Raw genomic sequence first — 23,888 nt, 5'->3', positions numbered from 1 at the left:
GGAGGTGTAGAGATGTCATATGTAACAAAATCACCATGGGTCATCCATTATGACGGCTCCAGCTGCAACGGATGCGACATAGAAGTACTGGCATGCCTTACACCTATGTACGACGTTGAGCGGTTTGGTATCATCAATACCGGTAACCCAAAGCATGCGGATGTGTTTCTGGTAACCGGATCTGTAAATGAGCAGAATAAAGAAGTCGTAAAGCAGATTTATTCCCAGATGCCGGAACCAAAAGTGGTTGTGGCCATTGGAATTTGCGCCAACAACGGCGGCGTTTTTAAAGAATGCTACAACATTCTAGGCGGCGTCGATACCGTAATCCCGGTAGACGTATACGTTCCGGGCTGCGCGGCTAGACCGGAAGCAATCATTGATGGAGTTGTAAAAGGCCTGGGCGTTCTTCAGGAAAAGAGAAACGCTATGAACGGCAATACGGCAGCTCCGGCGATCGACGCAGAACCTGCAGAAAAGGAGGAAGCTTAAATGAGATCATATAGAGAACAAAGCATTGAACCCGTTGCAGCTTCTGATCTTTTGTCAAAAGCCAGAAACATGAAAGCGGAAGGCTACAGGCTGCTGCAGATCTGCGCGACAAAGGTTTCGGAAGGATTTGAAATCCTTTATTCCTTCGATAAGGATCATGAGCTGTTTAACCTGAGAGTGACGATTCCGGAAGAAGAAGAGATTCAGAGCGTTACCGGCGAGTATTGGAGCGCGTTCATTTATGAAAATGAAATGCACGATCTGTTCGGAATCAAGATTAAGAATATTGAATTGGATTACGGCGGACATTTCTTTAAGGTGGCTGAACCTACTCCATGGAATCCAAAGAACTAAGAAAGGAAGAAAGATATGGGTAAAAGAACGATTATTCCTTTCGGACCGCAGCATCCGGTGCTTCCGGAACCGGTTCATCTCGATCTTGTGCTCGAAGATGAAGTGGTAGTCGAAGCGATTCCTTCTATTGGATTTATTCATAGAGGCCTGGAAAAGCTGGTGGAAAAAAAGGAATATACCGAAATGGTATATGTTATAGAAAGAATCTGTGGTATCTGCAGTTTCGGACACGGCTGGGGCTATTGCGCCTCCGTGGAAGGGGCCATGGATATCCAGGTTCCGGAAAGAGCTGAATATTTGAGGACGATTTGGCATGAACTGTCCAGGCTTCACAGCCATCTTTTATGGCTGGGCCTTTTGGCTGACGCCTTTGCTTTTGACAGCTTGTTTATGCATTGCTGGAGAGTCAGAGAATCGATTCTCGATATTTTTGAAAAGACGACCGGCGGAAGAGTTATCTTTTCCGTATGTAAAGTCGGCGGCCTGAGAAAAGATATCGATAACGAAACTCTGAAAGAGATCGTGGATATTCTCAAGGGTTTGAAAAAAGAAATCAAAGAGCTGACAGATGTATTTATCAATGATACTTCTGTTAAAAACAGACTGTGCGGCGTCGGCGTGTTGTCGAAAGAGGATGCGATCGATCTCAGCGCCACAGGCCCGGTAGCAAGAGGATCGGGACTGGTTCAGGATTTGAGACTGAACGGGCCGGGAGTCTATGATAAGCTGAATTTTGAGCCGATCGTTGAAACGGAAGGCGATTGCTATGCAAGATGCAAAGTGAGAATCGGAGAGGTTTTCCAGTCCATTGATTTGATTGAAGAGGCTGTTTCGCAGATTCCGGACGGACCGATCGATGTGCCAGTAAAAGGAAATGTGAAGGGCGAGTTTGCAGTCAGATTAGAACAGCCCAGAGGCGAAGCGTTCTATTACGCCAAGGGTGCGGACTCCAAGTTCCTGGAAAGAATGAGAGTCAGAACACCGACCAACATGAACATTCCTGCGCTTGTAAAAATGCTGCAGGGCTGTGATCTGGCCGATGTTCCAATTCTGATCTTAACGATCGACCCTTGTATCAGTTGTACAGAAAGGTAGGTGAGAGTAATGGCAACTTTTAGAATCGGAAAAGTCGTACTAAAAAGTCTGTTCAGAAAGCCTGCGACTCTCATGTACCCAGTAGTACCAAGAGAGTGGCAGGAGCGGACGAGAGGACAGATCGGTATTCGTACGGAGGACTGTATTGTCTGTGGTATTTGTGCCAAAAAGTGCCCGGCCAATGCCATCACCGTTGATCGAAACGCCCGTACATGGACCATCGAAAGAATGCAGTGCATTCAGTGCAACTGCTGTGTTGAAGTGTGTCCGAAAACTTGTCTGACCATGGAAAATCAGTATACAGAACCGGGACCAGAAAAAGTCGTGGATACCTTTGAGATACCTAAGCAAGACAAAACAACGCTCAACAAAGAGAAGGACGGCGGCGCAGCCGATAGCGGCGAGCTGACCTGTAATCTGGACGACTGTATTTACTGCGGACTTTGTTCCAAGAATTGTCCTTGCGAGGCGCTGACTGTTGATCGCAAGGAAAAGGTTTGGAAGGTGGATACAGACGCTTGCGTAAGCTGCGGAGTCTGTGTAGAAAAATGTCCGAAGAAGTGTCTCTCGCTGGGCGGAAAAGCAGAAGCTTCCCAAAGCGAGGAAAAGGCAGAAAAGAAAGAGGCGAAAAAAGAAGCGGAAGCGGAAAAAGAGCCTACATACAGCTGCCCTGAGGATGAGGAAGGTTTGAGATGCAAAACCAGCGACTGTATTTACTGCGGTATTTGCTCCAAGGCCTGCCCGGTGGACGCACTGACCATAGACCGCAAAGAAAAGGTTTGGAAGGTAGATAAAGAAACTTGTGTGACATGCGAAGCCTGCGTGAACCAGTGCCCGAAAAACTGTCTGGAAATAATTTAAGAAATATGATAAAAGCGGCTGACATGTTCAGCCGCTTTTTCTGTAAGGGAGAATTGCAGTATGAACCTGGAACAATATGCGGAAATGATTCGAAAGCGGCTGGAAGCTAATTTTCAAATAGAAGCACCTGGCAAAGAAAACGGCCGGCAATATCTTATGATTGCCCGATACCATGATGTTTCCGGCAGAATCTTTCTTACAAAGCAAGATATCATTGATCGCTATGAAACCTTTGAAACTTGCTATATGAAGGCAATTGCCGCGCCGGATCTGGAAGATGTGGACTCGTTTTTTTGTGAGATGTGTGAAAAAGTAATGGCGCTGAGTCCGGGAAAGGATCATTTTTACACGGATATTACCGGAATCCTTGTCTGTGATACTCTGCCCCCTGGGACTGAAAACCTGGTCAAGAGGCTCAAGTTTGAAAAAATGTTTCACTTCTTTTGGCGGGGATTTTCCAAAGTGCGGCTGGTTTGTGTTGACCTGAAAGGAAAAAAAGTGTATACTAATAAAGTGGGAAAAGAAATTAAACAGGTATATCAATGGTGATGGAATACGATTTTGCGAGGTGAACGAGAGATGAATGCAGCATTATTATTGGTAATTGGCATTGGAGCATTCTTCATTGCCTATGTGACTTATGGAAGATTTTTAGCGAAAAAGTGGGGGATTGACGCCTGCAGGCCGACGCCCGCTCATACCTTACGGGATGATGTTGACTATTGCCCTGCGGACGCGAAAGTCATACTGGGTCATCACTTTTCTTCGATTGCAGGAGCGGGGCCGATTACAGGGCCAATCCAGGCGATCATTTTCGGCTGGCTGCCCGTTTATTTGTGGGTGGTAATCGGCAGCATTTTTTTCGGCGGTGTCCATGACTTTGGTTCTATTTTTGCTTCGCTGCGCCATGATGGAAAGTCCATCGGTGAAGTGGTGCGGCAGAATATCGGTCAGACTGGAAAGCTGCTGTTCAATCTGTTTTCCTGGCTGGCGCTGGTCCTGGTAGTGGCGGCCTTTGCCGATATTTGTGCGGGAACCTTTGCTTACGACCCGGCAAATCCGAACAACCTGACAGGGGCTATGGCCGGTACTGCGTCGGTTTTATTTATTTTGCTTGCCGTCTTGTTTGGAATTTTTGTTTATCGAAAGAATGCCAACATCGTAGTATCGACGATTATCGGGGTGGCGGCACTCTTCTTCTGCATTTGGATCGGCTACACGTTTCCCATCCTGACCTTGTCCAAAACCGCATGGATTGTGGTTGTTCTCCTGTACATCGTGGTGGCGTCTGTGATGCCTGTGTGGATTCTGCTTCAGCCCAGGGATTACCTGTGTTCATTTCTTCTTTACGCAGTTTTGATCGGCGCAGTTGCGGGTATTTTCATTGAACATCCGACTTTGCAGATGGATGCCTTTACGTCATTTGCTGTGAACGATGGGAAAGCGGTTCAATATTTATTTCCAATTTTGTTTATTACCGTTGCTTGCGGGGCGATTTCCGGCTTTCATTCGCTGGTCGGTTCGGGAACGACTTCAAAGCAGATCAACAAAGAGTCTGATGCTAAGCTGATTGGCTACGGTGCTATGTTGATTGAGGGGATTGTGGCGATCGTTACGATCATTGCCGTTGCTTATACGGCTGTTCAGGTCGATGGAACTCCTGCGGTAAGATTCGCGGCGGGCGTGTCTGAGTTTATGGCCGGATTCGGCCTGCCTAAAGAGGTGGGGATGGTGTTTATCATCTTGGCTTTTTCGGCCTTTGCCCTTACGTCTCTGGATACGGCGACCCGGATTGCCCGGTATATGTTCCAGGAGCTGATGGGAAAAGGGGAGAAAAAGGACCAGCCTCAATTTCAACGATTTTTGCAAAAGCCGGTTGTGGGGACGGTGGTGACAGTGGGCTGCGCAGGACTGCTCATGCTTTACGGCTACGATAAGATTTGGCCGATTTTCGGCGCGTCTAATCAGCTGCTGGCCGGTCTGGCTCTACTGGCGCTGACCGCGTGGTTCGCAAGAACAGGAAGGGGTGTGCTGCCTACGGCTATTCCGATGGTGATTATGTTCGCGGTGACCCTTACGGCTCTCGTCATGCTGGCCAAGTCCTTCTATGGGGCGGGTAATATCCTTATGGGAAGCATTGCCTGCGTCCTGCTGATTTTGGCTGTGGTTCTGATTTTGACCACGGTTCGGTCAATGAGTAAAAAGGATGTGCGCCTGGAACGGTGATAGAAATGGTAGATTGGAAGGCTGCTGCACGAAGTGAAAAGATTGATTCGCTTCATGCAGCAGTCTTTTGCTGTTCAGGCGGAGAGGGTATACCCCGCTCCGGCCTGGGTATTGGTGCGATGGTTGTTGAAACGGGGCGGCCCAGCCCCGGATATCGGGATTGCTGCAAAAAGGAGCTAGTTCTGATAGTTTTTCAGCTCTTAACTGGTTTTATGGGGGCGGAAAACCGGAAAAACATCAAAGATTACTATAAATCTTAACTCTTTTGATTTTTTCTGGCACTCTCCTCGCCGGGGCCCAACTCCACCAAAAGCCAACAGGTCTGCTTGACAAGGATTTTTGTCAGAACTATAATAAAGATGACTATGATTCTTGTCATAATGACAACTCATATAGTCAAAATGCAAATAATAGTTGTCAATAGAAAGGTTTGTGAATATGCCTCTGAGGAATCGATTAAAAGAGTACCGGGCGAAATTGAATATGAACCAGCAGGATTTTGGCCGGCTGGTCGGAGCGTCCAGACAGACCATCAGCCTCATTGAACGGGGAGACTACTCGCCTTCGGTGACCCTGGCGCTGAAAATTGCCAAAATGCTGAATGTAAGGGTGGAGGACGTGTTTGCATACGAGGAGGAAAACAATGAACATTAAACGAGCAGGAACAGTAAATTGGGGGATTGTTTTCCTGGCAGCAGTGACAATCCTGTGCGTGATAGCGGCCATCGGCGTCTTTGTTTTTTTAATTTTCTTTGAAATAAAAAGTGAAACCCTGGATTTTTCCAGCGATCAGATAATCCGTTCAATTTGGCTGCTGACCTGGATTGTGATCGGCATTGACCTGGTAATCAGTGCCCTTGGGTGGCTCCTCAAATTTGAAAGCCAAGATGCGTTGAAAGAAAGCGATGATACAGCAGGAGGAAAGTGGGAAAAAATAGAAGGAGGACTGGAAGCCGCGGACTACCTTCTAGAGCTGTTCATGATGCTGACCTTCCTTTTCATAGGAATTCGTTTTTTCCTTTGCAGCAAAACAGGTAACGGCGCACAGATATGGGTGGCGATAGCCCTTTTCGCGGCTATTGGAGCAATGTGGTGTTCAAAAAAGATGCTCTTCAAGCTCAGCCGAAGGCCCAGTTTGAATCAAAAGGGCAATCTTCACGAGGAAGCGGTAATCCGAGAACGGATGCTTGCCTACCGAAGCGGATACCGAGTCTTTAAAATGATGAATCGAATTTTAATTGGCGCAATGCTGGCCATCATGCTGCTTACCCGCTTCTCCTCCTTTCTGGCGACTGCTTTATTTTTGGAAGCGGGTGTCATATGGGCCGTCATGAACGGGCTGTTTCGATTAGAACGGAGCAGGCTGAGAAAAAAAGGAAAACGTAGATAAAAAATAATTTAGGAAAAAGTGAGTGGTTTTCACGACAAGGCAAGTATAGGTAAGTGAAAGGGACCTTTTCACAGCATGGAAGACAAAAAACTGATTCGAACAATTGAACGAAATCCGGAAAAGGGCATTGCCATCGCGTTGGATTTATACGGAGACTCGGTAAAGACCATCTGCAGAGAGATTCTCGCCTGGGGGACAGATGAGGATGTGGAGGAAGCGATCGCAGAAACTTTTATACGCCTGTGGCGATATCGAAAGAGTTTCAAGCCCAACAAAGGCACTTCTCTGAAAAGTTACCTTTATGGAATCGCCAGAAATGCCGCTCTGGATAAATGCAAGCGCCTGCGAGGGGGACTTGAGGCGGACATTTATCAGAAGGAAGAGATCCCGGACGACAGCGAGGGGATTGAAGATATGGTGATTCGCAGAGAAGAAGAGCTGACTGTTCGTCAGGTAGTGGCAGAAATGGAGGAACCGGACCGAACCATCTTTGCCATGCGTTTCTTCCAGGAATATAAGGTGAAAGAAATCGCTGGAAAGTTGGAATTGTCGGAAAAACAAGTGGAAAATAAACTCTTTCGTTCAAAAGCGATCTTAAAGAAGAAATTGGAGGAAAGGGGGATACGTCATGAATAAAGAAGAAAAAGAGCGGATACTTGCGTGTGTTGTGGAACAGATAGAAAAAGAACGTACTCCCCGAAAAACTCGTCATCTCAGAAGGACGGCCGCCATTGCCCTTGCCGCTGTCATGCTCCTTGCCTGCGGAGCGTTTACCGTAAAGGTGCTAAAGCTGGACAGCAGACTGGCAAGCCTGTTGGGGGGAACTAGTGATCAGATTACCCAATCGGTAACGGATATCAATGCGGCTGTCGAAAAAAATGGTCTGCGCATCGAGGCCAAACAAGCGGTGGGAGACGGGCACCGGGTCTTTGTTTTGCTGGAGGTGACTTCCTTGACCGATCTTAAGCTGGACCAGATGTGCTGCTTTGAATCCTTTGATATGGAGTCCCAGCAGACCGGTATGCTGAGTTTGAGCCCGATGAAGGACGGCGTATCAGCAGATGGAAAAACTCTCAGTATGCTCATGGAGCTGTCATCAGATGAAGCGGCCAATAATCGGGAAGTGGAACTAAAACTGAAAAATTTTGGAAAAGTGATCAATGTGCAAGAGGGCGATGAAAAAGTTCTGATCGAAGGCAGCTGGAAACTCAACTTTAAGCTGGCCTACAAGGATGTTTCCAAGACCTATAAACCGTCAGCTGAAATTCCCGCCGGAGAAGGTTCTCTGGTGATCGAAAAAATTACCATTTCTCCGATTTCCTGTTTTGTGGAGGGCAAAGTCGGTCGCTATTACGAAGATGTGGAAGCGGGATGGGAGTCCTTGACCGCCCTGAAGATTAAAATGAAGGATGGAGCGGCGGTACCTGTTCAGATAGACGGTTCTTCCTGGCTGTCCGACGGAAGTCATTCCTCAGGAACTATGGAGGGCGTGCTTGGCAAGCTAATCGATATGCAGCAGGTGGAAAGCGTGCTGCTGGATGGAAAAGAAATTCCGCTGCACCAATAGGAGAAAAGCAAAAAGGCTGGTCCTGATCTCTTGACGGAGACCGAATAAAAGAATATAATAAGAACAGAAACTGAAAGCTGCGGCATCCGCCGCAGTTTTAAAATGGAGTAAATCATGAAGCAAAGGGTAAAACGAAAACAAAACAACAGTGCCAGATGTATCGTCTGCGGCGACCAAAATAAAGCCAGCCTGGGCTGCCGGTTTTATGAATTGGAAAATGGCGAAATCGCAGCTACATTCCGATCGGAGGACTGGCACCAGAGCTACCCGGGCAGAATGCACGGCGGAATGGCCGCAGGTGTTTTGGACGAACTGATCGGCCGGGCAGCGGCCGACGGCCGGGATGACTTTTGGGGCGTAACCGTCGAACTGCATATGAAGTACAAAAAGCCCATTCCAACGGAAGCGGACCTGAAGGCAGTTGCCAGGGTGACAAAACGGAACCGCAAACTGTTTGAAGGTACAGGGGAAATTTTGCTTCCCGATGGCAGCGTAGCAGTAGAGGCCTGGGGCAAGTATATGATCATGCCTTTGGAAAAAATCAGCGAAGGCGGATTCGTGGATGAAGAGTGGTACCAAATTGAAGAAGACGATCCCAAAGAAATCGATCTCTAGAATTGGTAAAAATCTCTTGACATTGACGAGCCGCTAATATACAATTATCAAGCGACTTTATGATGATGATTACAAACAGAGCTTTCTGAGGCTCTGAATTTTGAGTTAAACGGAGGACAATCAAGATGAGAGTTAAAGTAACATTGGCTTGCACAGAATGTAAGCAGAGAAACTACAATACAATCAAGAACAAGAAGAACGATCCTGATCGTATCGAAATCAAGAAATACTGCAAGTTCTGCAAGAAACATACGATTCATAAGGAAACCAAATAAGGAGTAGTAATCATGGCAAAAAAGGACAAGGACGTAAAACGAAAAGTTCCTGTAGCTCCTCCTAAGAAAAAAAGAGGCAGCCTGAAAGACTACTTTAAGGGTGTCAAGCTGGAAATGAAAAAGGTAGTATGGCCGACAAAGAAGGAACTGGGTTCCTATACGGTGGTCGTACTGGTTGCCTGTGCTGTCTTTGCTGTCGCATTCTGGGCGATTGATACCGGATTTTTGGCAGCGCTCAAAGGCTTGCTTGGTATTACTATGTAATGAAAGATAAAAAGGACTGAAGGTGCAATGGGAGAGAACGAAAAGGATACTATCATGGAAGAAAACCTTGCGGCGGAGGAATCCTCTGTAATTGAGGAAACTGCGGACGGGGCCTGCTCTGATCAGGTATCGGAAGAGGAAACTCCTTCTGCACGGGCTGAGGCCGAAACGGCAGATGAAGCTCCTGCGGAAGAACCTCCGAAGAAAAAGCTGAACATCGAAGAGCTGGAAGGATTGAGGGGTGACGGTGAAGCCAAGTGGTATGTCGTCCACACTTATTCCGGCCACGAGAACAAGGTGAAAGTGAATATTGAGAAGATCGTTGAAAATCGGGGAATGCAGGATCTGATCCTTGACGTTGTTGTGCCGACAGAAGACCGGGTAGAGATTAAAAACGGACAACGGAAGATCAAAACCAGGAAAATGTTCCCTGGGTACGTTATTGTAAAAATGATTGTTACCAACGAATCTTGGTACCTGGTGAGAAACACCCAGGGCGTAACAGGTTTCGTAGGTCATGGCTCCGACCCGATCCCTCTTTCCACAGAAGAGGTGAGAAGAATGGGTATCGAGAAAATATACATCGATCTGGATGTGGAAGTGGGCGACAGTGTAAAGGTTATCAATGGACCATTCGAAAGCTTTATGGGAGTAGTAGAAGAGGTCAATATGGAAAAACAGACGCTGAAAGCTAGAATCTCCATGTTCGGACGAGATACGCCTGTGGAGCTTGACTTCGCACAGGTAGATAAAATCTAAGAGAAAGGAGAAACACAATGGCTAAGAAAGTTGAAGGTTATATCAAACTTCAGATTCCGGCCGGCAACGCAAATCCGGCTCCTCCAGTAGGACCTGCTCTGGGTCAGCACGGCGTTAACATTATGGACTTCTGTAAACAGTTCAACGCCAAAACTCAGGACCAGCCAGGCATGATCATTCCTGTAGTGATTACTGTTTATGCGGACAGATCGTTTTCGTTCATCTGCAAAACACCGCCTGCAGCAGTTCTGCTCAAGAAGGCCGCGGGACTTGACACTGCATCCGGTGAGCCTAACAAGAAAAAGGTGGCTACACTGACAACCGCACAGGTCGAAGAAATCGCAAAGACAAAGATGCCGGATCTTAATGCAGCAAGCCTTGAATCAGCTACAGAGATGATCAAGGGAACTGCAAGAAGCATGGGAATCGTAGTAGAAGACTAAGAGCGTGGGAGGCAGAATGCCGCTAATACCACAAGGAGGTTTAAGATGCCTAAAAGAGGTAAGAATTACAAAGAGTCATTAAAAGCATATGACAGACAGGCGGTATATGAAGTACCGGAAGCCATGGAGCTGGTTACTAAGACAGCCAAGGCAAAATTTGACGAAACTGTTGAAGTGCACATCAGACTTGGTGTAGACGGAAGACACGCTGACCAGCAGGTCAGAGGCGCTATCGTTCTCCCGCACGGAACAGGCAAAACAAAGAAAGTTTTGGTATTCGCAAAGGGACCGAAGGCAGCGGAAGCAGAAGCGGCAGGCGCTGATTTTGTGGGAGCTGAGGAAATGGCCCAGAGAATCCAGACAGAAAACTGGTTTGACTTTGATGTGGTTATCGCAACTCCTGACATGATGGGTGTTGTAGGACGTCTGGGTAAGATTTTAGGTCCTAAGGGCCTGATGCCGAACCCAAAATCCGGTACAGTTACAATGGATGTTGAAAAAGCCATCCAGGAAGTAAAAGCAGGTAAAGTGGAATATCGCCTTGACAAGAGCAACATTATCCACACACCGATCGGAAAGGCTTCCTTTGGAAAGGAAAAACTGGAAGATAACTTCAATGCGTTGCTGGAAGCTGTTATCAAAGCAAAACCTGCTGCAGCTAAAGGTCAGTATCTGAAGAGCGTAACGGTTGCTTCAAGTATGGGACCTGGAATCAAAGTCAACGCGCAGAAGCTTGGCTAAGATTTAAAACAAAATAAGAATAATAACCGTAGACAGCGGGGGCGAGTATGTTGATACGAGCTTAATCATCCCGCCGAGGTACAATATAAATGAATGTATATTGGCCTTGATTTGTCTTCGCAGATCAAGGCTTTTCATTTACGGCGTACCGCAAACCAAATCTCAGGAAAGGAGAGAAACGTATGTCAAAAGAAGCATGGCAGGAAAAACAGGTCATCATTGACGAGATAAAAGAAAAGCTGGAAAAAGCGCAGGCTGCCATAGTGATCGACTATATGGGAATCACAGTTGCGCAGGCTGACGAAATGAGAAGAAAGCTTCGTGAGGCAGATGTGGACTATACCGTCTACAAGAATACGCTGGCTAAGAGAGCTATCGAAGGCACTCCCTATGAGTCCCTGGGTCAGGCCCTGGAAGGACCCAGCGCATTCGCCATCAGCTACGACGATGCTACGGCTCCGGCCAGAGTCATCAATGGAGTGATCGAAGAATACAAAAAAATGGAATTCAAAGCAGGTGTCATTGAAGGTGAATTCTTTGATGCAGAAGGCGTAAAACAGATCGCCAAGATCCCGTCAAGGGAAAACCTGATCGCAAAGTTCATGGGAAGCATCCAGTCCCCGATCACCAACTTTGCACGTGTGCTTAACCAGATCGCTGAAAAAGGCGAAGGCGGAGCAGAAGCTGCACCGGCAGAAGAAGCTTAAGAGAAACAATTTAAACGAAAGTTTTATTATGAATCATTAAAATTTAATTGGAGGTAAATTAGAATGGCAAAATTAACAACAGCTGAATTTATTGAAGCTATAAAAGAAATGTCCGTACTGGAATTAAACGAGCTTGTAAAGGCTTGCGAAGAAGAATTTGGTGTGTCCGCAGCAGCAGGCGTTGTAGTAGCGGCAGCTGACGGAGCAGCAGCAGGCGGAGCAGAAGAACAGACTGAATTCACAGTTGTTCTGGCAGAAGTTGGCGGAGAAAAGATCAAGGTTATCAAGGCTGTAAGAGAAATCACCGGCCTGGGACTGAAGGAAGCAAAAGAGCTGGTTGACGGAGCTCCGTCCAACGTAAAAGAAGGCATTGAAAAGGCAGAAGCCGAAGCAATCAAGGGTCAGCTGGAAGAAGTTGGCGCAAAGGTAGAACTGAAATAAGCGCAGTTATGGACAATCTGGCAGGCGGGATGCGTTCCCGCCTGCTTTTGCGTATAAAAAATGCTGTTTTTTACAGAACGTTTCCCGGATCGCAGCCTGCTTCCAGAACCTGACTGGATCCTGGCGGGCTGGTCTAAATCTCGTGCCAAGGCTGATAGGGCCAAGGCCAGGCAGCTGATCAATCAAGCGGCGGCTTGAACAATGCGGCACATCAGGCAAAATCGGTTGCTGTAAAAATAAATATTCCTTATTTCTATGCGTCGCCTCCCCTCGCTGGGCTGCACCCGATCACGCCCCGCCTATCGGGCAAAATCCCCATCGCAAATGACCAAATCTATTCACCCGAAAGCAAAAAACTAGAAATTTCCAAAAATAATGTTGACAAATTGACACCTCCGTGATATCATATTAGACTGCCACGCAAATGTAATTTGTTAGAGATATAAGGAGTGATAAATATGCCAAAGCCAGTAAAATTAGGTAGAAAAGACCGTATGACATTTTCCAAGATCAATGAAGTCGCGGAAATGCCAAATCTGATCCAGATTCAAACGGATTCCTACGATTGGTTCATCAAAGAAGGCCTGCAGGAAGTCTTTGAGGACATATCCCCGATTAAGGATTATGCAGGAAATTTAGTGCTTGAATTTATCGACTATTCCTTAAACGATCCTCCCAAATACGAGCAGGAGGAATGTAAGGAACGCGATGTAACATATGCAGCTCCACTTAAAGTAAAAGTAAGATTAATCAATAAAGAAACAGGGGAAGTAAAAGAGCAGGAAGTATTCATGGGGGACTTCCCGCTGATGACCGAAAAAGGTACCTTCATCTATAACGGCGCCGAGCGAGTGGTGGTAACTCAGCTGGTGCGTTCTCCGGGACCTTATTATGCGGTAGAAATAGACAAGTCGGGTAAAAATCTATTCTCGACGACCATTATTCCAAACAGGGGGGCATGGCTTGAATATGAGACGGATTCCAATGAAATCATCTCAGTAAGAGTTGACCGTACCAGAAAACAGCCTGTCACAACACTCCTTCGAGCACTGGGGATGGGAAGCGATCAGGAGATTATTGATACCTTCGGAGAAGACACAAGACTTAGAAGAACCCTGGAAAAGGATGCGACTGACAGCTACGAAGAAGGTTTGAAAGAAATCTATAAAAAGCTCAGACCAGGAGAGCCGCCTACCGTGGAAAGCGCCGAGTCTCTGCTCAATTCCTTATTTTTTGACCCGAAACGATATGACCTTGCCAAAGTAGGCAGATATAAATACAATAAAAAACTGGGACTCTTCAACCGGATCGTGGATCGTGTCGCAGCAGAAGATGTGACAGACCCCAATACCGGTGAAATTCTGGTTGAAAAAGACCAGCGCATCGATGCACAGATGGCCCGCCAGATTGAAAACGCCGGCGTCCATCATATCTTCGCGTATGGAAACGATGAAGAGACCGTGACAAAAATAATCGGCAACCAGTTCGTCGACATCAGCACCTACGTGGAATTCGACCTTTCCGACACCAAGATTCCGGATAAGGTTTATTATCCGGTACTGATGGAAATACTCAGTGAAAACGAAGGAAGCGATGAAGCATCTCTTAAAGAAGCCCTGGTTTCCAGAAAGCATGACCTGTCGCCCAAGCATATTCTCATCGCCGATATCATCGCCTCAGTCAGCTATATCCTCAACCTGAACTATGGAATTGGAGAAGTTGATGACATCGACCATCTGGGCAACCGGAGACTGAGAACCGTGGGCGAACTGCTGCAAAATCAGTTCCGCATCGGTCTTGCCAGAATGGAGCGAACCGTTAAAGAGAGAATGACCACACAGGATATCGAAATCGCAACGCCTCAGGCGCTGATGAACATTCGTCCTGTGACGGCTTCCATCAAAGAATTTTTCGGAAGCTCCCAGCTATCCCAGTTTATGGACCAGACCAATCCGCTGGCCGAGCTGACACACAAGAGAAGACTGTCGGCTCTGGGTCCGGGAGGACTGTCCAGAGAGAGAGCCGGATTCGAAGTACGTGACGTACATCATTCCCATTATGGAAGAATGTGCCCCATCGAGACACCAGAAGGCCCTAACATTGGGCTGATTGGCTCCTTAACAACTTATGGAATTATCAATGAATATGGATTTATCGAAACTCCGTATCGTGTAGTAGATAAAGAGACAGGCCGTGTAACGGATGAAATCCATTACCTGACGGCCGATGATGAAGAAGATAAAATCGTAGCCCAGGCTAACGAACCGCTGGATTCAGAAGGACACTTCGTCAATCTGAAGGTAGCTTCCCGCGGTGTAGGCGGAGAAATCGACCTGATGCCGAGAGATCAAATCGACTATATGGACGTTTCGCCCAAGCAGGTTGTATCTGTGGCTACTGCGATGATCCCCTTCCTGGAAAACGATGACGCCAACCGGGCGCTGATGGGTTCCAACATGCAGCGTCAGGCTGTTCCGCTTCTGGTAACGGAAGCGCCGATCGTCGGAACCGGAATGGAGCACAAGGCTGCTAAGGATTCGGGTGTCGTACAGCTGGCTAAAAATTCCGGTACGGTAGAATTCGTCGATGCCGATAGAATCACCATCCGCAGGGATGACGGAAAAGGAACGGATAAATACACACTGCTTAAATTTAAACGTTCTAACCAGGGAACCTGCATTAACCAGAGACCGATTGTCTGTCACGGCGAACATGTAGAGGCCGGAGAAGTAATTGCCGACGGTCCTTCCACGGAAAACGGTGAAGTCGCACTGGGCAAAAACCTGCTGATCGGCTTCATGACTTGGGAAGGCTACAATTACGAGGATGCAATCATACTCAATGAAAGACTGATTATGGAGGATGTTCTCACATCCATCCATATTGAAGAATATGAATCCGAAGCCAGGGATACCAAGCTGGGACCGGAAGAGATCACCAGAGATATCCCCAATGTGGGCGAAGACGCGCTCAAGGACTTGGATGAAGAAGGCATTATCCGAATTGGTGCTGAAGTTAACGCATCCGATATTCTGGTTGGCAAAGTAACTCCAAAGGGAGAAACAGAGCTGACTGCGGAAGAAAGACTGCTGCGGGCTATTTTCGGAGAGAAAGCCAGAGAAGTTAGAGATACCTCGCTTCGTGTTCCTCACGGAGAGACTGGTATTGTAGTCGACGTAAAGATTTTCTCAAGAGAAAACGGCGATGAGCTGCCTCCAGGCGTAAACAAACTGGTGCGCTGCTATATTGCCACCAAGAGGAAGATCAACGTGGGAGACAAGATGGCCGGCCGCCACGGAAACAAAGGTGTTATTTCCAGAATCCTGCCGGAAGAAGATATGCCGTTTATGGAAAACGGCCAGTCCCTGCAGGTCATGCTCAACCCTCTGGGTGTACCTTCCCGAATGAACGTCGGACAGGTGCTGGAGGTTCATCTGGGATTGGCGGCCAAGAGAAAAGACTGGTATATCGCTACGCCGGTATTTGATGGAGCAAACGAAAAGGATATCATTCAGCTGTTGGATGAAGTCGGCGTTGATAAAAGCGGTAAACTGAAATTAAGAGACGGACGTACTGGCGAGCAGTTCGATAATCCGGTAACCGTGGGCTACATGTATATGCTGAAGCTTCACCATCTGGTAGACGACAAAATTCACGCCAGAAGTACAGGTCCGTATTCATTGGTTACCCAACAGCCTCTGGGAGGAAAAGCCCAGTTCGGCGGACAGCGTTTTGGGGAAATGGAAGTTTGGGCACTGGAAGCATACGGTGCTGCATATACTCTGCAGGAAATCCTTACGGTTAAGTCTGACGATATCGTAGGGCGTGTCAAGACCTATGAAGCAATCGTCAAGGGCGAGAACATTCCTGAACCGGGAATCCCCGAATCCTTTAAGGTTCTGATCAAAGAAATGCAGAGTCTGGGACTTGATGTAAAAGTTCTGACCGAGGACAACGAAGAGATTGAAATCAAGGAGGCGCCGGAGATGGAAGGTTTGTCCGCCATCGAAGATATTATCGACGCTGATCCTGATGTTGCCGACGAAGACGAAATCTTCGATGAAGGCGGTTTCTCAGAAGAGGGGCCGGACGATGACGATTTGGAGGATGACCTGGAAGACGACGTGCTGGCCGAAGATCCGGATGAACGGTTATAGGGAATAGGGAAGGAGAAGTGACCAATGAGTGAAAACAACAACTATGAGTTAAATAATTTTGAATCCCTGCAGATCGGCCTGGCTTCCACAGAGAAGATCCTGGAATGGTCGCACGGAGAGGTTACAAAACCTGAAACTATTAACTACAGGACCTTAAAGCCGGAGAAGGAAGGCCTTTTCTGCGAAAGGATATTTGGACCTCAAAAGGACTGGGAATGTCACTGCGGAAAGTACAAGAGGATTCGTTACAAAGGAATCGTCTGCGATCGATGCGGTGTTGAAGTTACAAAAGCAAAGGTTAGAAGAGAGCGGATGGGCCACATCAAGCTGGCCGCGCCGGTATCCCATATTTGGTACTTTAAGGGCATCCCGTCAAGAATGGGACTGGTTCTCGACATATCGCCGAGAAATCTGGAAAAGGTCCTGTACTTTGCCGCATATATTGTGCTCGATCCCGGTTCCACGGAATTCGCGTATAAAGAAGTGCTGACCGAACAGCAGTACAGAGAAGCAAAAGAGAAATACGGAAATGAATTCAAGGCTGCCATGGGCGCGGAAGCAGTAAGAGAGCTGCTGACCCATATCGACCTGGGAGAGTTGTCTGAAGAACTGCGGGGCAAGCTGAAGGACGCCACCGGACAGAAAAAAATCCGTATTGTAAGACGTCTGGAGGTTCTCGAAGCTCTGAGAGCATCCGGCAATAAACCGGAGTGGATGATCCTGGAAGTGATTCCCGTTATCCCGCCGGATCTGAGACCGATGGTTCAGCTGGACGGCGGCAGATTCGCCACCTCCGACCTGAACGATTTATATCGGAGAGTAATCAACCGTAACAATAGACTCAACCGTCTGCTGGAGCTGGGCGCGCCCGATATCATCGTGAGAAACGAAAAGAGAATGCTCCAGGAAGCGGTGGACGCCCTCATCGATAACGGCAGAAGAGGCCGGCCGGTAACAGGACCGGGATCCAGACCGCTCAAATCCCTGTCTGACATGCTCAAAGGAAAACAGGGACGTTTCAGACAGAACCTGCTGGGTAAGCGTGTCGACTACTCGGGCCGTTCCGTAATCGTAGTCGGACCGGAGCTGCGCTTCTGGCAGTGCGGTCTGCCTAAGAAGATGGCTCTGGAACTGTTCAAACCCTTCATCATGAAAAAGCTGGTGGAAAACGGTTACGCCCACAACATCAAGAGCGCCAAGAGAATGGTTGAAAAAGTAAGGCCGGAAGTGTGGGATGTGCTGGAAGGCGTCATCAAGGAACACCCGGTTATGCTCAACCGTGCTCCGACCCTTCACAGACTGGGTATCCAGGCCTTTGAGCCGGTGCTGGTGGAAGGAAAAGCTATTAAACTTCATCCGCTGGTATGTACAGCCTTCAACGCTGACTTTGACGGCGACCAGATGGCGGTACACGTACCTCTTTCTGTTGAAGCTCAGGCGGAAGCCAGATTCCTCATGCTCTCCGTGAACAACATTCTGGCGCCCAAGGATGGTTCTCCGATCACAACGCCGACGCAGGATATGATCCTGGGAAGCTACTACCTGACCCATCCTGGCGTGGATGAAAGAGACACGCCGGCCGAAAAGGGCGACGGAAAAGTATTTACCGACATCGACGAAATGTTGATGGCTTATCAGAATAAAGAAGTGGGGCTTCACGCCAAAGTAAAAGTCCGCATGTATAAGGACGAAGACGACAAGCGGGGCAAGCTGGTGGAATCCACGGTTGGAAGATTTATCTTCAACCAGGAAATTCCGCAGGACCTGGGCTTTGTCGATCGGGAAGCCGATCCTTATGCGCTGGAAATCGACTTCCTGTGCGATAAGAAAAAGCTGGGACAGATCATCGACCGCTGCTACCGGATCCACGGAAACACCGGGACGGCCATCATGCTGGACTATATCAAAGACATGGGCTTCCACTATTCCACAAGAGCAGCCATTACCATTGGTATTTCCGACATGGAGATCCCAGAAGCAAAACAGGGGATCATTGAAGAATCGGAAAAAATGGTTGACAAATATGAAAAAGCCTTCCGTAAAGGACTTGTTTCCAACCAGGAACGATATGAGAAGGTTATCGAGATTTGGAACAAGACGACCGACGATGTGGCCGACGCTCTGATGGACTCCCTGGGTTCTTTGAACAATCTGTTCATCATGGCCCATTCAGGAGCTCGAGGCAGCAAGAACCAGATCAGACAGATCGGCGGTATGCGTGGTCTGATGGCCAACGCCACAGGTAAAACCATCGAAATGCCGATCAAAGCCAACTTCCGTGAAGGGCTGTCCGTACTGGAATACTTTATTTCCTCCAACGGCGCCAGAAAGGGTCTGGCCGATACGGCGCTGAGAACGGCTGACTCCGGTTACCTGACAAGACGACTTGTTGACGTTTCCCATAACGTCATTGTCCGCGAATTTGACTGCGGCACAGACGAAGGTATCGAAGTAAGAGCCTTCACAGACGGCAAGGAAGTAATCGAATCGCTGAAACTGCGTATCATCGGCAGAACCTCGCTTACGGATATCTATCATCCGGAAACTGGCGTGATGCTGGTGGAGCAGAATGAAGAGATCACAGAAGATCAGGCACAGGCCATCGAAGATGCGGGCATCAAATCCGTAGCCATTCGTTCGGTAATGACCTGCCACAGCAAGACGGGAATCTGCGCCAAGTGCTACGGCCGCAACCTGGCCACCGGCGAAGCGGTTAATATCGGTGAGGCGGTCGGCATCACAGCCGCCCAGTCCATCGGAGAACCGGGTACCCAGCTGACCATGAGAACGTTCCACACTGGCGGTGTAGCGGGTTCCGACATTACCCACGGTCTGCCTAGAGTTGAGGAGCTGTTCGAAGCCAGAAAGCCGAAAGGTCTGGCCGAAATTTGCGAAGCGGACGGCACGGTGGTTTCCATCGAAGCCAGAAAAGACAACAAGACGCTGGTTAAAGTCCGCGGCGAAGAGGAACGGGAATATATCGTGCCTTACGGCGCCAGACTCAATGTGAAAGAAGGCGACTATGTGCTGGCAGGACAGAATATTACCAGAGGACCGCTGGATCCGAAGGATATCTTAAGGCTCAACGGCGTAGAGGGTGTATATCAGTACCTGCTCAAGGAAGTGCAGCGAGTGTATAAGCAACAGGGTGTAGATATCAACGACAAGCATGTAGAAGTAATCGTAAGTCAGATGCTTTCCAAGTGCAAGATCACCGATGCGGGTGAAACCAAGCTGCTCCCGGGAGGACAGTACAGCAAGCATGAGATCGAGGAGGCCAATGCGGCGCTTTCGGAGGATCAGGAACCGGCTAAATACGAAAGGATTCTTCTTGGTATTACCAAGGCCTCCTTGGCAACCAATTCCTTCCTGTCTGCGGCATCCTTCCAGGAAACCACAAGAGTGCTGACCGACGCGGCGATCAAGGGTAAAAACGATAAGCTGCTTGGTCTTAAGGAAAACGTTATCATTGGTAAACTTATCCCTGCGGGAACCGGTATGAAACGTTATAAGAATATCGACCTGGATTATGGTGTAAATACAGCTCTCATGGAGGCCTATACGGCGATGATGGCTGAGCAGGAAGAAGAGGATGATGATTTTCTGGCAGAAGCTCCGGAAATGGAGGCTGTAAGCCGTCAGCCGGAAATCGAAGTCGACGAAATTGAAGCCGATATCGAAGAAATCTTTGAGCTGGAGGATGATGCTGATCTGGAACTGGCAGATGCCGACGCAGAAGTAGCTCAGGCGCCGATTCAAGGAGAATCTTCCGAGATCATCGAGTTTGATGAAGAATAAAAAAGTTTCCTTCGGAAACGTTATTCGCGCTTCGCGCTCACTTTCACAAGGTAAACTTTTTTGAAATACAGGAAATGCTACGCAATGGATATTTTCTGTATTATAAAAAATATTTGAATTAAATTGACTTTTTGTGGAAACCTATGATAGAATTAACTTCGGTCTCGGGCTTGACAAAGCCCGAGATTCGAGTGCATAAAAAGATTTTAAGCTCAAATCGAGTTTGAAATAGACAAACAGGCTGCGGACAGCAGCGCAAGAAAGGAGAAAAGAATGCCTACTATCAACCAATTAGTACGTCAGGGCAGAACCAGCAGCGTGAAAAAGTCAACTGCACCGGCTCTGGGTAAGGGTATGAACTCCATTAGAAGAGTTCCGACCAACGTTAATTCACCTCAGAAAAGAGGCGTATGTACGTCTGTAAAGACCGTTACCCCGAAAAAGCCGAATTCAGCTCTTAGAAAAGTTGCAAGGGTTCGTCTTACGAATGGTATCGAAGTAACAGCCTATATTCCTGGTATCGGCCACAACCTGCAGGAACATAGTGTTGTACTCATCAGAGGCGGAAGAGTTAAGGACCTGCCAGGTGTAAGATATCACATCGTTCGCGGTACACTTGACACTGCTGGCGTAGCAGACAGAGGCAAAGCCCGTTCCAAATACGGCGCTAAACGCCCTAAGAAGTAGTAATCGGGAAATAAAGCGTGTTCTTGATCATAGATTTATGTATACGATGAAATCCATGCGCTCACTTAGTTCGCTGGGATTTCTAGCATAAACTTTGTCTTGCAGCTTGCTAACGCTTGCTGGACAGACTATTATGTCATGAGCGCCGCGGGAGTTTCGGCGGGATAAGGCTGATACTCTCGAGTACCGAAAGCACACTTGCCCGTTTTCAATTCGAGTATTCAGGAAAGCGGGGAGAGTAATTTTCCACGAGACCGTGGAAAGTGAAGTAATATGGCAAGGAGGGAAGAGAAGTGCCAAGAAAAGGAAACGTACCAAAGCGTGAAGTGCTTCCAGATCCAGTATACGGAAGTGTCGTTGTAGCAAAGCTGATCAACAGCATCATGTTAGACGGCAAAAAAGGAACAGCCCAGGCGATCGTTTACGGTGCCTTCAAACAGGTAGAAGAAACGACTGGCGAAAATCCATTGGAAGTATTTGAAAAAGCAATGAACAACATCATGCCGGTTCTGGAAGTAAAAGCCAGACGTGTCGGCGGTGCCAACTATCAGGTACCGGTAGAAGTAAGACCGGAAAGACGTCAGACCCTGGGACTGAGATGGCTGACAAAATACACCAGAGCCAGAGGCGAAAAGACGATGGCCGACAGACTGGCCAAAGAACTGATCGATGCATCCAATAATGCGGGCGCATCCGTGAAGAAAAAAGAAGATACGCATAAGATGGCAGAAGCCAATAAGGCCTTTGCTCACTACAGATGGTAATGCGTAAAAACAGGTAGAAGGGAGGATATGATGCCTAGAAGTTTTCCATTAGAAAAAACTAGAAATATTGGGATTATGGCGCACATTGACGCCGGTAAGACCACAACCACAGAACGAATTCTTTTCTATACAGGAAGAACGCACAAACTCGGCGAAACGCATGAAGGCGCCGCCACAATGGACTGGATGGAACAGGAACAGGAACGTGGTATCACTATCACCTCTGCTGCTACTACAGCACAATGGAAAGACGTTAGAATCAATATTATCGATACACCGGGACACGTGGACTTCACCGTTGAGGTAGAGCGATCCCTGCGAGTACTGGACGGAGCGGTTACTGTACTTTGCGCCAAGGGCGGGGTTGAGCCCCAGTCCGAAACTGTTTGGAGACAGGCGGAAAAGTACGGTGTTCCGAGAATGATCTTCGTCAACAAAATGGACATCATGGGAGCTGACTTTTTCAGAGTCGTAGACATGGTAAAAAACAGACTGAAGGCCAATGCAGTGCCTATTCAGCTGCCAATCGGTGCCCAGGAAGATTTTATTGGGATTATCGACTTAGTAGAGATGAAAGCAGAGATATACAAAGACGACTTAGGAAAGGAATTTGCTGTTGAGGAAATTCCGGAAGACCTGAAAGATACTGCTCAGGAATGGAGAGACAAGCTGGTGGAATCCGTTGCCGAAACGGATGAGGAGCTGATGATGAAATTCCTGGAGGGCGAAGAACTGACAAAGAAAGAAATCAAAGACGCCATCAGAGTGCAGACTCTGGCCGGCGAAATGATTCCTGTAACTTGCGGTTCCGCTTACAGAAACAAAGGTGTTCAGATGATGCTGGATGCTGTTGTGGATTATATGCCTTCTCCGCTGGACATTCCGCCGATCAAGGGAATTGTTCCAGGAAAAGAAGAGGAAGAAGAACGGCCTGCTGATGATAAAGGTCCGTTTTCTGCTCTGGCATTTAAGATCATGGCCGACCCGTTTGTGGGAAAACTGGCCTTCTTTAGAGTGTACTCCGGCAGTCTCAAAGCGGGCTCCCACATTTACAACTCAACGAAGGGCAAGAAAGAAAGAATTGGCAGAATCCTGCAGATGCACGCCAACAAGAGGGAAGAAATCGAAGAGGTTTATTCCGGAGACATTGCAGCTGCAGTAGGATTGAAAGATACTACGACAGGGGATACTCTGTGTGATGATAAACATGAGATCATCCTCGAATCTATGGAATTCCCCGATCCGGTAATTGAAATTGCCATTGAGCCGAAGACAAAGGCCGGTCAGGAAAAAATGGGTATCGCGCTTGCAAAGCTTGCGGAAGAAGACCCGACTTTCAAGACTTATACCAACGAAGATACCGGTCAGACCATCATCGCGGGTATGGGTGAACTTCACCTTGAAATCATCGTAGACAGACTGCTGCGTGAATTCAAAGTAGAGGCCAACGTAGGTAAGCCACAGGTATCCTACAAAGAAACGATTTCACAGCCTGCTGATGTTGACCATAAGTATGCGAAGCAGTCCGGCGGCCGTGGACAGTATGGACATGTTAAAATCAGAATTAACCCGAGAGAACCGGGCGAAGGCTTCGAGTTTACCAATGCAATTGTGGGCGGTGCGATTCCGAAGGAATACATCGGCAAAATTGAAGAAGGTATTAAGGAAGCGATGCAGACAGGTCCGATTGCCGGCTATCAGGTTGTTGACGTTGGCGTTGAACTTTATGATGGATCCTATCATGAAGTCGATTCCTCTGAAATGGCCTTCAAGATTGCCGCTTCCATGGCATTCAGAGAAGCCTGCAAGAAAGCGAAACCTGTACTCCTTGAGCCGATTTTCAAAGTTGAGGTTACAGTTCCGGATGAATACATGGGCGACGTAATCGGAGACATCAGTTCAAGAAGAGGCAGAATCGAAGGGTCTGACATGAACAACGGCGCAGTTGCGGTAAGAGGTTATGTGCCCCTTTCCGAAATGTTCGGTTATGCGACAGACCTGCGTTCAAAGACACAGGGCAGAGGCGTTTATGTTATGCAGTTCGACCACTTTGAGAAACTGCCCGATAACTTGGTGGAATCCATCAATAAATAACCTTTCTTCCACGAAAACGGCATGGCCGTGGGAAGAAGGGATTGCGATCCGCCAGGTGCGGGTCGAGAGAAAGGAGAATAAAAATGGCAAAGGCAAAGTTTGAAAGAAACAAACCACATATCAATATCGGAACCATTGGACACGTAGACCATGGTAAG

24 protein-coding genes and 1 other annotated feature are annotated in these 23,888 nt (G+C 47.8%); all 24 genes read left to right on the top strand.

Going from position 1 to position 23,888, the window contains the following annotated elements; genetic code table 11:
- Nucleotides 1-12 precede the first annotated feature (12 nt).
- Nucleotides 13-492, top strand: coding sequence for an NADH-quinone oxidoreductase subunit B family protein (locus LG211_RS05325; protein ID WP_148396110.1), 480 nt, complete (start codon nt 13-15; stop codon nt 490-492).
- Nucleotides 493-846, top strand: a complete 354-nt coding sequence (locus LG211_RS05320) for an NADH-quinone oxidoreductase subunit C (RefSeq protein ID WP_148396111.1) — start codon at nt 493-495, stop codon at nt 844-846.
- A gap of 15 nt (nt 847-861) precedes the next feature.
- On the top strand, nt 862-1,941 hold the full coding sequence (locus tag LG211_RS05315) for a hydrogenase large subunit (protein WP_269477103.1): 1,080 nt from the start codon (nt 862-864) through the stop codon (nt 1,939-1,941).
- A gap of 9 nt (nt 1,942-1,950) precedes the next feature.
- Entirely contained in the window at nt 1,951-2,802 is an 852-nt protein-coding gene (locus LG211_RS05310) for a 4Fe-4S binding protein (protein ID WP_148396113.1), read from the top strand.
- A gap of 60 nt (nt 2,803-2,862) precedes the next feature.
- Nucleotides 2,863-3,351, top strand: coding sequence for a DUF8052 family protein (locus LG211_RS05305; protein ID WP_148396114.1), 489 nt, complete (start codon nt 2,863-2,865; stop codon nt 3,349-3,351).
- Nucleotides 3,352-3,381: 30 nt separating this feature from the next.
- The gene (locus LG211_RS05300) at nt 3,382-5,028 is read left to right on the top strand and encodes a carbon starvation CstA family protein (RefSeq protein ID WP_253020422.1); all 1,647 of its coding nucleotides are present in this window, start codon (nt 3,382-3,384) and stop codon (nt 5,026-5,028) included.
- A gap of 5 nt (nt 5,029-5,033) precedes the next feature.
- A complete protein-coding gene (locus tag LG211_RS05295) occupies nt 5,034-5,288 on the top strand; it encodes a hypothetical protein (RefSeq protein WP_269477102.1) in 255 nt (84 codons plus the stop codon).
- 178 nt (nt 5,289-5,466) lie between these two features.
- On the top strand, nt 5,467-5,682 hold the full coding sequence (locus LG211_RS05290; protein WP_148396116.1) for a helix-turn-helix transcriptional regulator: 216 nt from the start codon (nt 5,467-5,469) through the stop codon (nt 5,680-5,682).
- On the top strand, nt 5,672-6,418 hold the full coding sequence (locus tag LG211_RS05285; protein WP_148396117.1) for a PCI domain-containing protein: 747 nt from the start codon (nt 5,672-5,674) through the stop codon (nt 6,416-6,418). The genes LG211_RS05290 and LG211_RS05285 overlap by 11 nt, the downstream gene beginning before the upstream one ends.
- A 75-nt stretch (nt 6,419-6,493) precedes the next feature.
- The gene (locus LG211_RS05280) at nt 6,494-7,054 is read left to right on the top strand and encodes an RNA polymerase sigma factor (RefSeq protein WP_148396118.1); all 561 of its coding nucleotides are present in this window, start codon (nt 6,494-6,496) and stop codon (nt 7,052-7,054) included.
- On the top strand, nt 7,047-7,985 hold the full coding sequence (locus LG211_RS05275) for a DUF4179 domain-containing protein (RefSeq protein WP_148396119.1): 939 nt from the start codon (nt 7,047-7,049) through the stop codon (nt 7,983-7,985). The genes LG211_RS05280 and LG211_RS05275 overlap by 8 nt, the downstream gene beginning before the upstream one ends.
- A gap of 114 nt (nt 7,986-8,099) precedes the next feature.
- On the top strand, nt 8,100-8,600 hold the full coding sequence (locus tag LG211_RS05270) for a PaaI family thioesterase (RefSeq protein ID WP_148396120.1): 501 nt from the start codon (nt 8,100-8,102) through the stop codon (nt 8,598-8,600).
- A 125-nt stretch (nt 8,601-8,725) separates the two neighbouring features.
- Nucleotides 8,726-8,875 carry a 50S ribosomal protein L33 gene (rpmG, locus tag LG211_RS05265; protein WP_148396121.1) on the top strand — a complete coding sequence of 50 codons (150 nt, stop codon included), beginning with the start codon at nt 8,726-8,728 and terminating at the stop codon, nt 8,873-8,875.
- Nucleotides 8,876-8,887: 12 nt separating this feature from the next.
- On the top strand, nt 8,888-9,139 hold the full coding sequence (secE, locus tag LG211_RS05260; RefSeq protein WP_148396122.1) for a preprotein translocase subunit SecE: 252 nt from the start codon (nt 8,888-8,890) through the stop codon (nt 9,137-9,139).
- A gap of 234 nt (nt 9,140-9,373) precedes the next feature.
- Nucleotides 9,374-9,898, top strand: coding sequence for a transcription termination/antitermination protein NusG (gene nusG / locus LG211_RS05255; protein WP_465250787.1), 525 nt, complete (start codon nt 9,374-9,376; stop codon nt 9,896-9,898).
- Between the two features lie 17 nt (nt 9,899-9,915).
- Nucleotides 9,916-10,341: a 50S ribosomal protein L11 gene (gene rplK, locus LG211_RS05250; protein ID WP_148396123.1), complete on the top strand. Its 426-nt coding sequence runs from the start codon at nt 9,916-9,918 to the stop codon at nt 10,339-10,341.
- 45 nt (nt 10,342-10,386) lie between these two features.
- Nucleotides 10,387-11,082: a 50S ribosomal protein L1 gene (gene rplA, locus LG211_RS05245; RefSeq protein ID WP_148396124.1), complete on the top strand. Its 696-nt coding sequence runs from the start codon at nt 10,387-10,389 to the stop codon at nt 11,080-11,082.
- Nucleotides 11,083-11,090: 8 nt separating this feature from the next.
- Nucleotides 11,091-11,227, top strand: a sequence feature (ribosomal protein L10 leader region).
- A gap of 37 nt (nt 11,228-11,264) precedes the next feature.
- A complete protein-coding gene (gene rplJ, locus LG211_RS05240; protein WP_148396125.1) occupies nt 11,265-11,789 on the top strand; it encodes a 50S ribosomal protein L10 in 525 nt (174 codons plus the stop codon).
- 63 nt (nt 11,790-11,852) lie between these two features.
- Nucleotides 11,853-12,230, top strand: coding sequence for a 50S ribosomal protein L7/L12 (gene rplL / locus LG211_RS05235; RefSeq protein ID WP_148396126.1), 378 nt, complete (start codon nt 11,853-11,855; stop codon nt 12,228-12,230).
- 458 nt (nt 12,231-12,688) lie between these two features.
- Complete coding sequence (rpoB, locus tag LG211_RS05230) at nt 12,689-16,387, top strand: DNA-directed RNA polymerase subunit beta (protein ID WP_148396127.1); 3,699 nt, start codon at nt 12,689-12,691, stop codon at nt 16,385-16,387.
- Nucleotides 16,388-16,411: 24 nt separating this feature from the next.
- Nucleotides 16,412-20,185 carry a DNA-directed RNA polymerase subunit beta' gene (gene rpoC / locus LG211_RS05225; protein ID WP_148396128.1) on the top strand — a complete coding sequence of 1,258 codons (3,774 nt, stop codon included), beginning with the start codon at nt 16,412-16,414 and terminating at the stop codon, nt 20,183-20,185.
- Between the two features lie 273 nt (nt 20,186-20,458).
- Nucleotides 20,459-20,872, top strand: a complete 414-nt coding sequence (gene rpsL / locus LG211_RS05220; RefSeq protein ID WP_148396129.1) for a 30S ribosomal protein S12 — start codon at nt 20,459-20,461, stop codon at nt 20,870-20,872.
- 293 nt (nt 20,873-21,165) lie between these two features.
- Nucleotides 21,166-21,636 carry a 30S ribosomal protein S7 gene (gene rpsG, locus LG211_RS05215; RefSeq protein ID WP_148396130.1) on the top strand — a complete coding sequence of 157 codons (471 nt, stop codon included), beginning with the start codon at nt 21,166-21,168 and terminating at the stop codon, nt 21,634-21,636.
- 30 nt (nt 21,637-21,666) lie between these two features.
- A complete protein-coding gene (gene fusA, locus LG211_RS05210) occupies nt 21,667-23,730 on the top strand; it encodes an elongation factor G (protein ID WP_148396248.1) in 2,064 nt (687 codons plus the stop codon).
- The last annotated feature ends 158 nt before the right edge of the window (nt 23,731-23,888 follow it).

Origin of the sequence: Hominibacterium faecale (assembly GCF_020734085.1) — a bacterium.
GTDB lineage: Bacteria > Bacillota > Clostridia > Peptostreptococcales > Anaerovoracaceae > Hominibacterium > Hominibacterium faecale.
Note: the sequence above shows the minus strand (reverse complement) of the source record. Positions and strands in the feature narration are given on the sequence as shown.

Bases quoted from the DNA above. Each gene is read 5' to 3' on its own strand.
- LG211_RS05295 (WP_269477102.1), top strand. From the start codon at position 5,034: ATGGTAGATTGGAAGGCTGCTGCACGAAGTGAAAAGATTGATTCGCTT.
- LG211_RS05325 (WP_148396110.1), top strand. From the start codon at position 13: ATGTCATATGTAACAAAATCACCATGGGTCATCCATTATGACGGCTCC.
- LG211_RS05310 (WP_148396113.1), top strand. From the start codon at position 1,951: ATGGCAACTTTTAGAATCGGAAAAGTCGTACTAAAAAGTCTGTTCAGA.
- LG211_RS05285 (WP_148396117.1), top strand. From the start codon at position 5,672: ATGAACATTAAACGAGCAGGAACAGTAAATTGGGGGATTGTTTTCCTG.
- secE (WP_148396122.1), top strand. From the start codon at position 8,888: ATGGCAAAAAAGGACAAGGACGTAAAACGAAAAGTTCCTGTAGCTCCT.
- LG211_RS05275 (WP_148396119.1), top strand. From the start codon at position 7,047: ATGAATAAAGAAGAAAAAGAGCGGATACTTGCGTGTGTTGTGGAACAG.
- LG211_RS05300 (WP_253020422.1), top strand. From the start codon at position 3,382: ATGAATGCAGCATTATTATTGGTAATTGGCATTGGAGCATTCTTCATT.
- rplK (WP_148396123.1), top strand. From the start codon at position 9,916: ATGGCTAAGAAAGTTGAAGGTTATATCAAACTTCAGATTCCGGCCGGC.
- LG211_RS05315 (WP_269477103.1), top strand. From the start codon at position 862: ATGGGTAAAAGAACGATTATTCCTTTCGGACCGCAGCATCCGGTGCTT.
- rpmG (WP_148396121.1), top strand. From the start codon at position 8,726: ATGAGAGTTAAAGTAACATTGGCTTGCACAGAATGTAAGCAGAGAAAC.
- LG211_RS05290 (WP_148396116.1), top strand. From the start codon at position 5,467: ATGCCTCTGAGGAATCGATTAAAAGAGTACCGGGCGAAATTGAATATG.
- rplJ (WP_148396125.1), top strand. From the start codon at position 11,265: ATGTCAAAAGAAGCATGGCAGGAAAAACAGGTCATCATTGACGAGATA.
- rpsL (WP_148396129.1), top strand. From the start codon at position 20,459: ATGCCTACTATCAACCAATTAGTACGTCAGGGCAGAACCAGCAGCGTG.
- LG211_RS05320 (WP_148396111.1), top strand. From the start codon at position 493: ATGAGATCATATAGAGAACAAAGCATTGAACCCGTTGCAGCTTCTGAT.
- LG211_RS05305 (WP_148396114.1), top strand. From the start codon at position 2,863: ATGAACCTGGAACAATATGCGGAAATGATTCGAAAGCGGCTGGAAGCT.
- rpoB (WP_148396127.1), top strand. From the start codon at position 12,689: ATGCCAAAGCCAGTAAAATTAGGTAGAAAAGACCGTATGACATTTTCC.
- rplA (WP_148396124.1), top strand. From the start codon at position 10,387: ATGCCTAAAAGAGGTAAGAATTACAAAGAGTCATTAAAAGCATATGAC.
- rplL (WP_148396126.1), top strand. From the start codon at position 11,853: ATGGCAAAATTAACAACAGCTGAATTTATTGAAGCTATAAAAGAAATG.
- fusA (WP_148396248.1), top strand. From the start codon at position 21,667: ATGCCTAGAAGTTTTCCATTAGAAAAAACTAGAAATATTGGGATTATG.
- rpoC (WP_148396128.1), top strand. From the start codon at position 16,412: ATGAGTGAAAACAACAACTATGAGTTAAATAATTTTGAATCCCTGCAG.
- LG211_RS05270 (WP_148396120.1), top strand. From the start codon at position 8,100: ATGAAGCAAAGGGTAAAACGAAAACAAAACAACAGTGCCAGATGTATC.
- LG211_RS05280 (WP_148396118.1), top strand. From the start codon at position 6,494: ATGGAAGACAAAAAACTGATTCGAACAATTGAACGAAATCCGGAAAAG.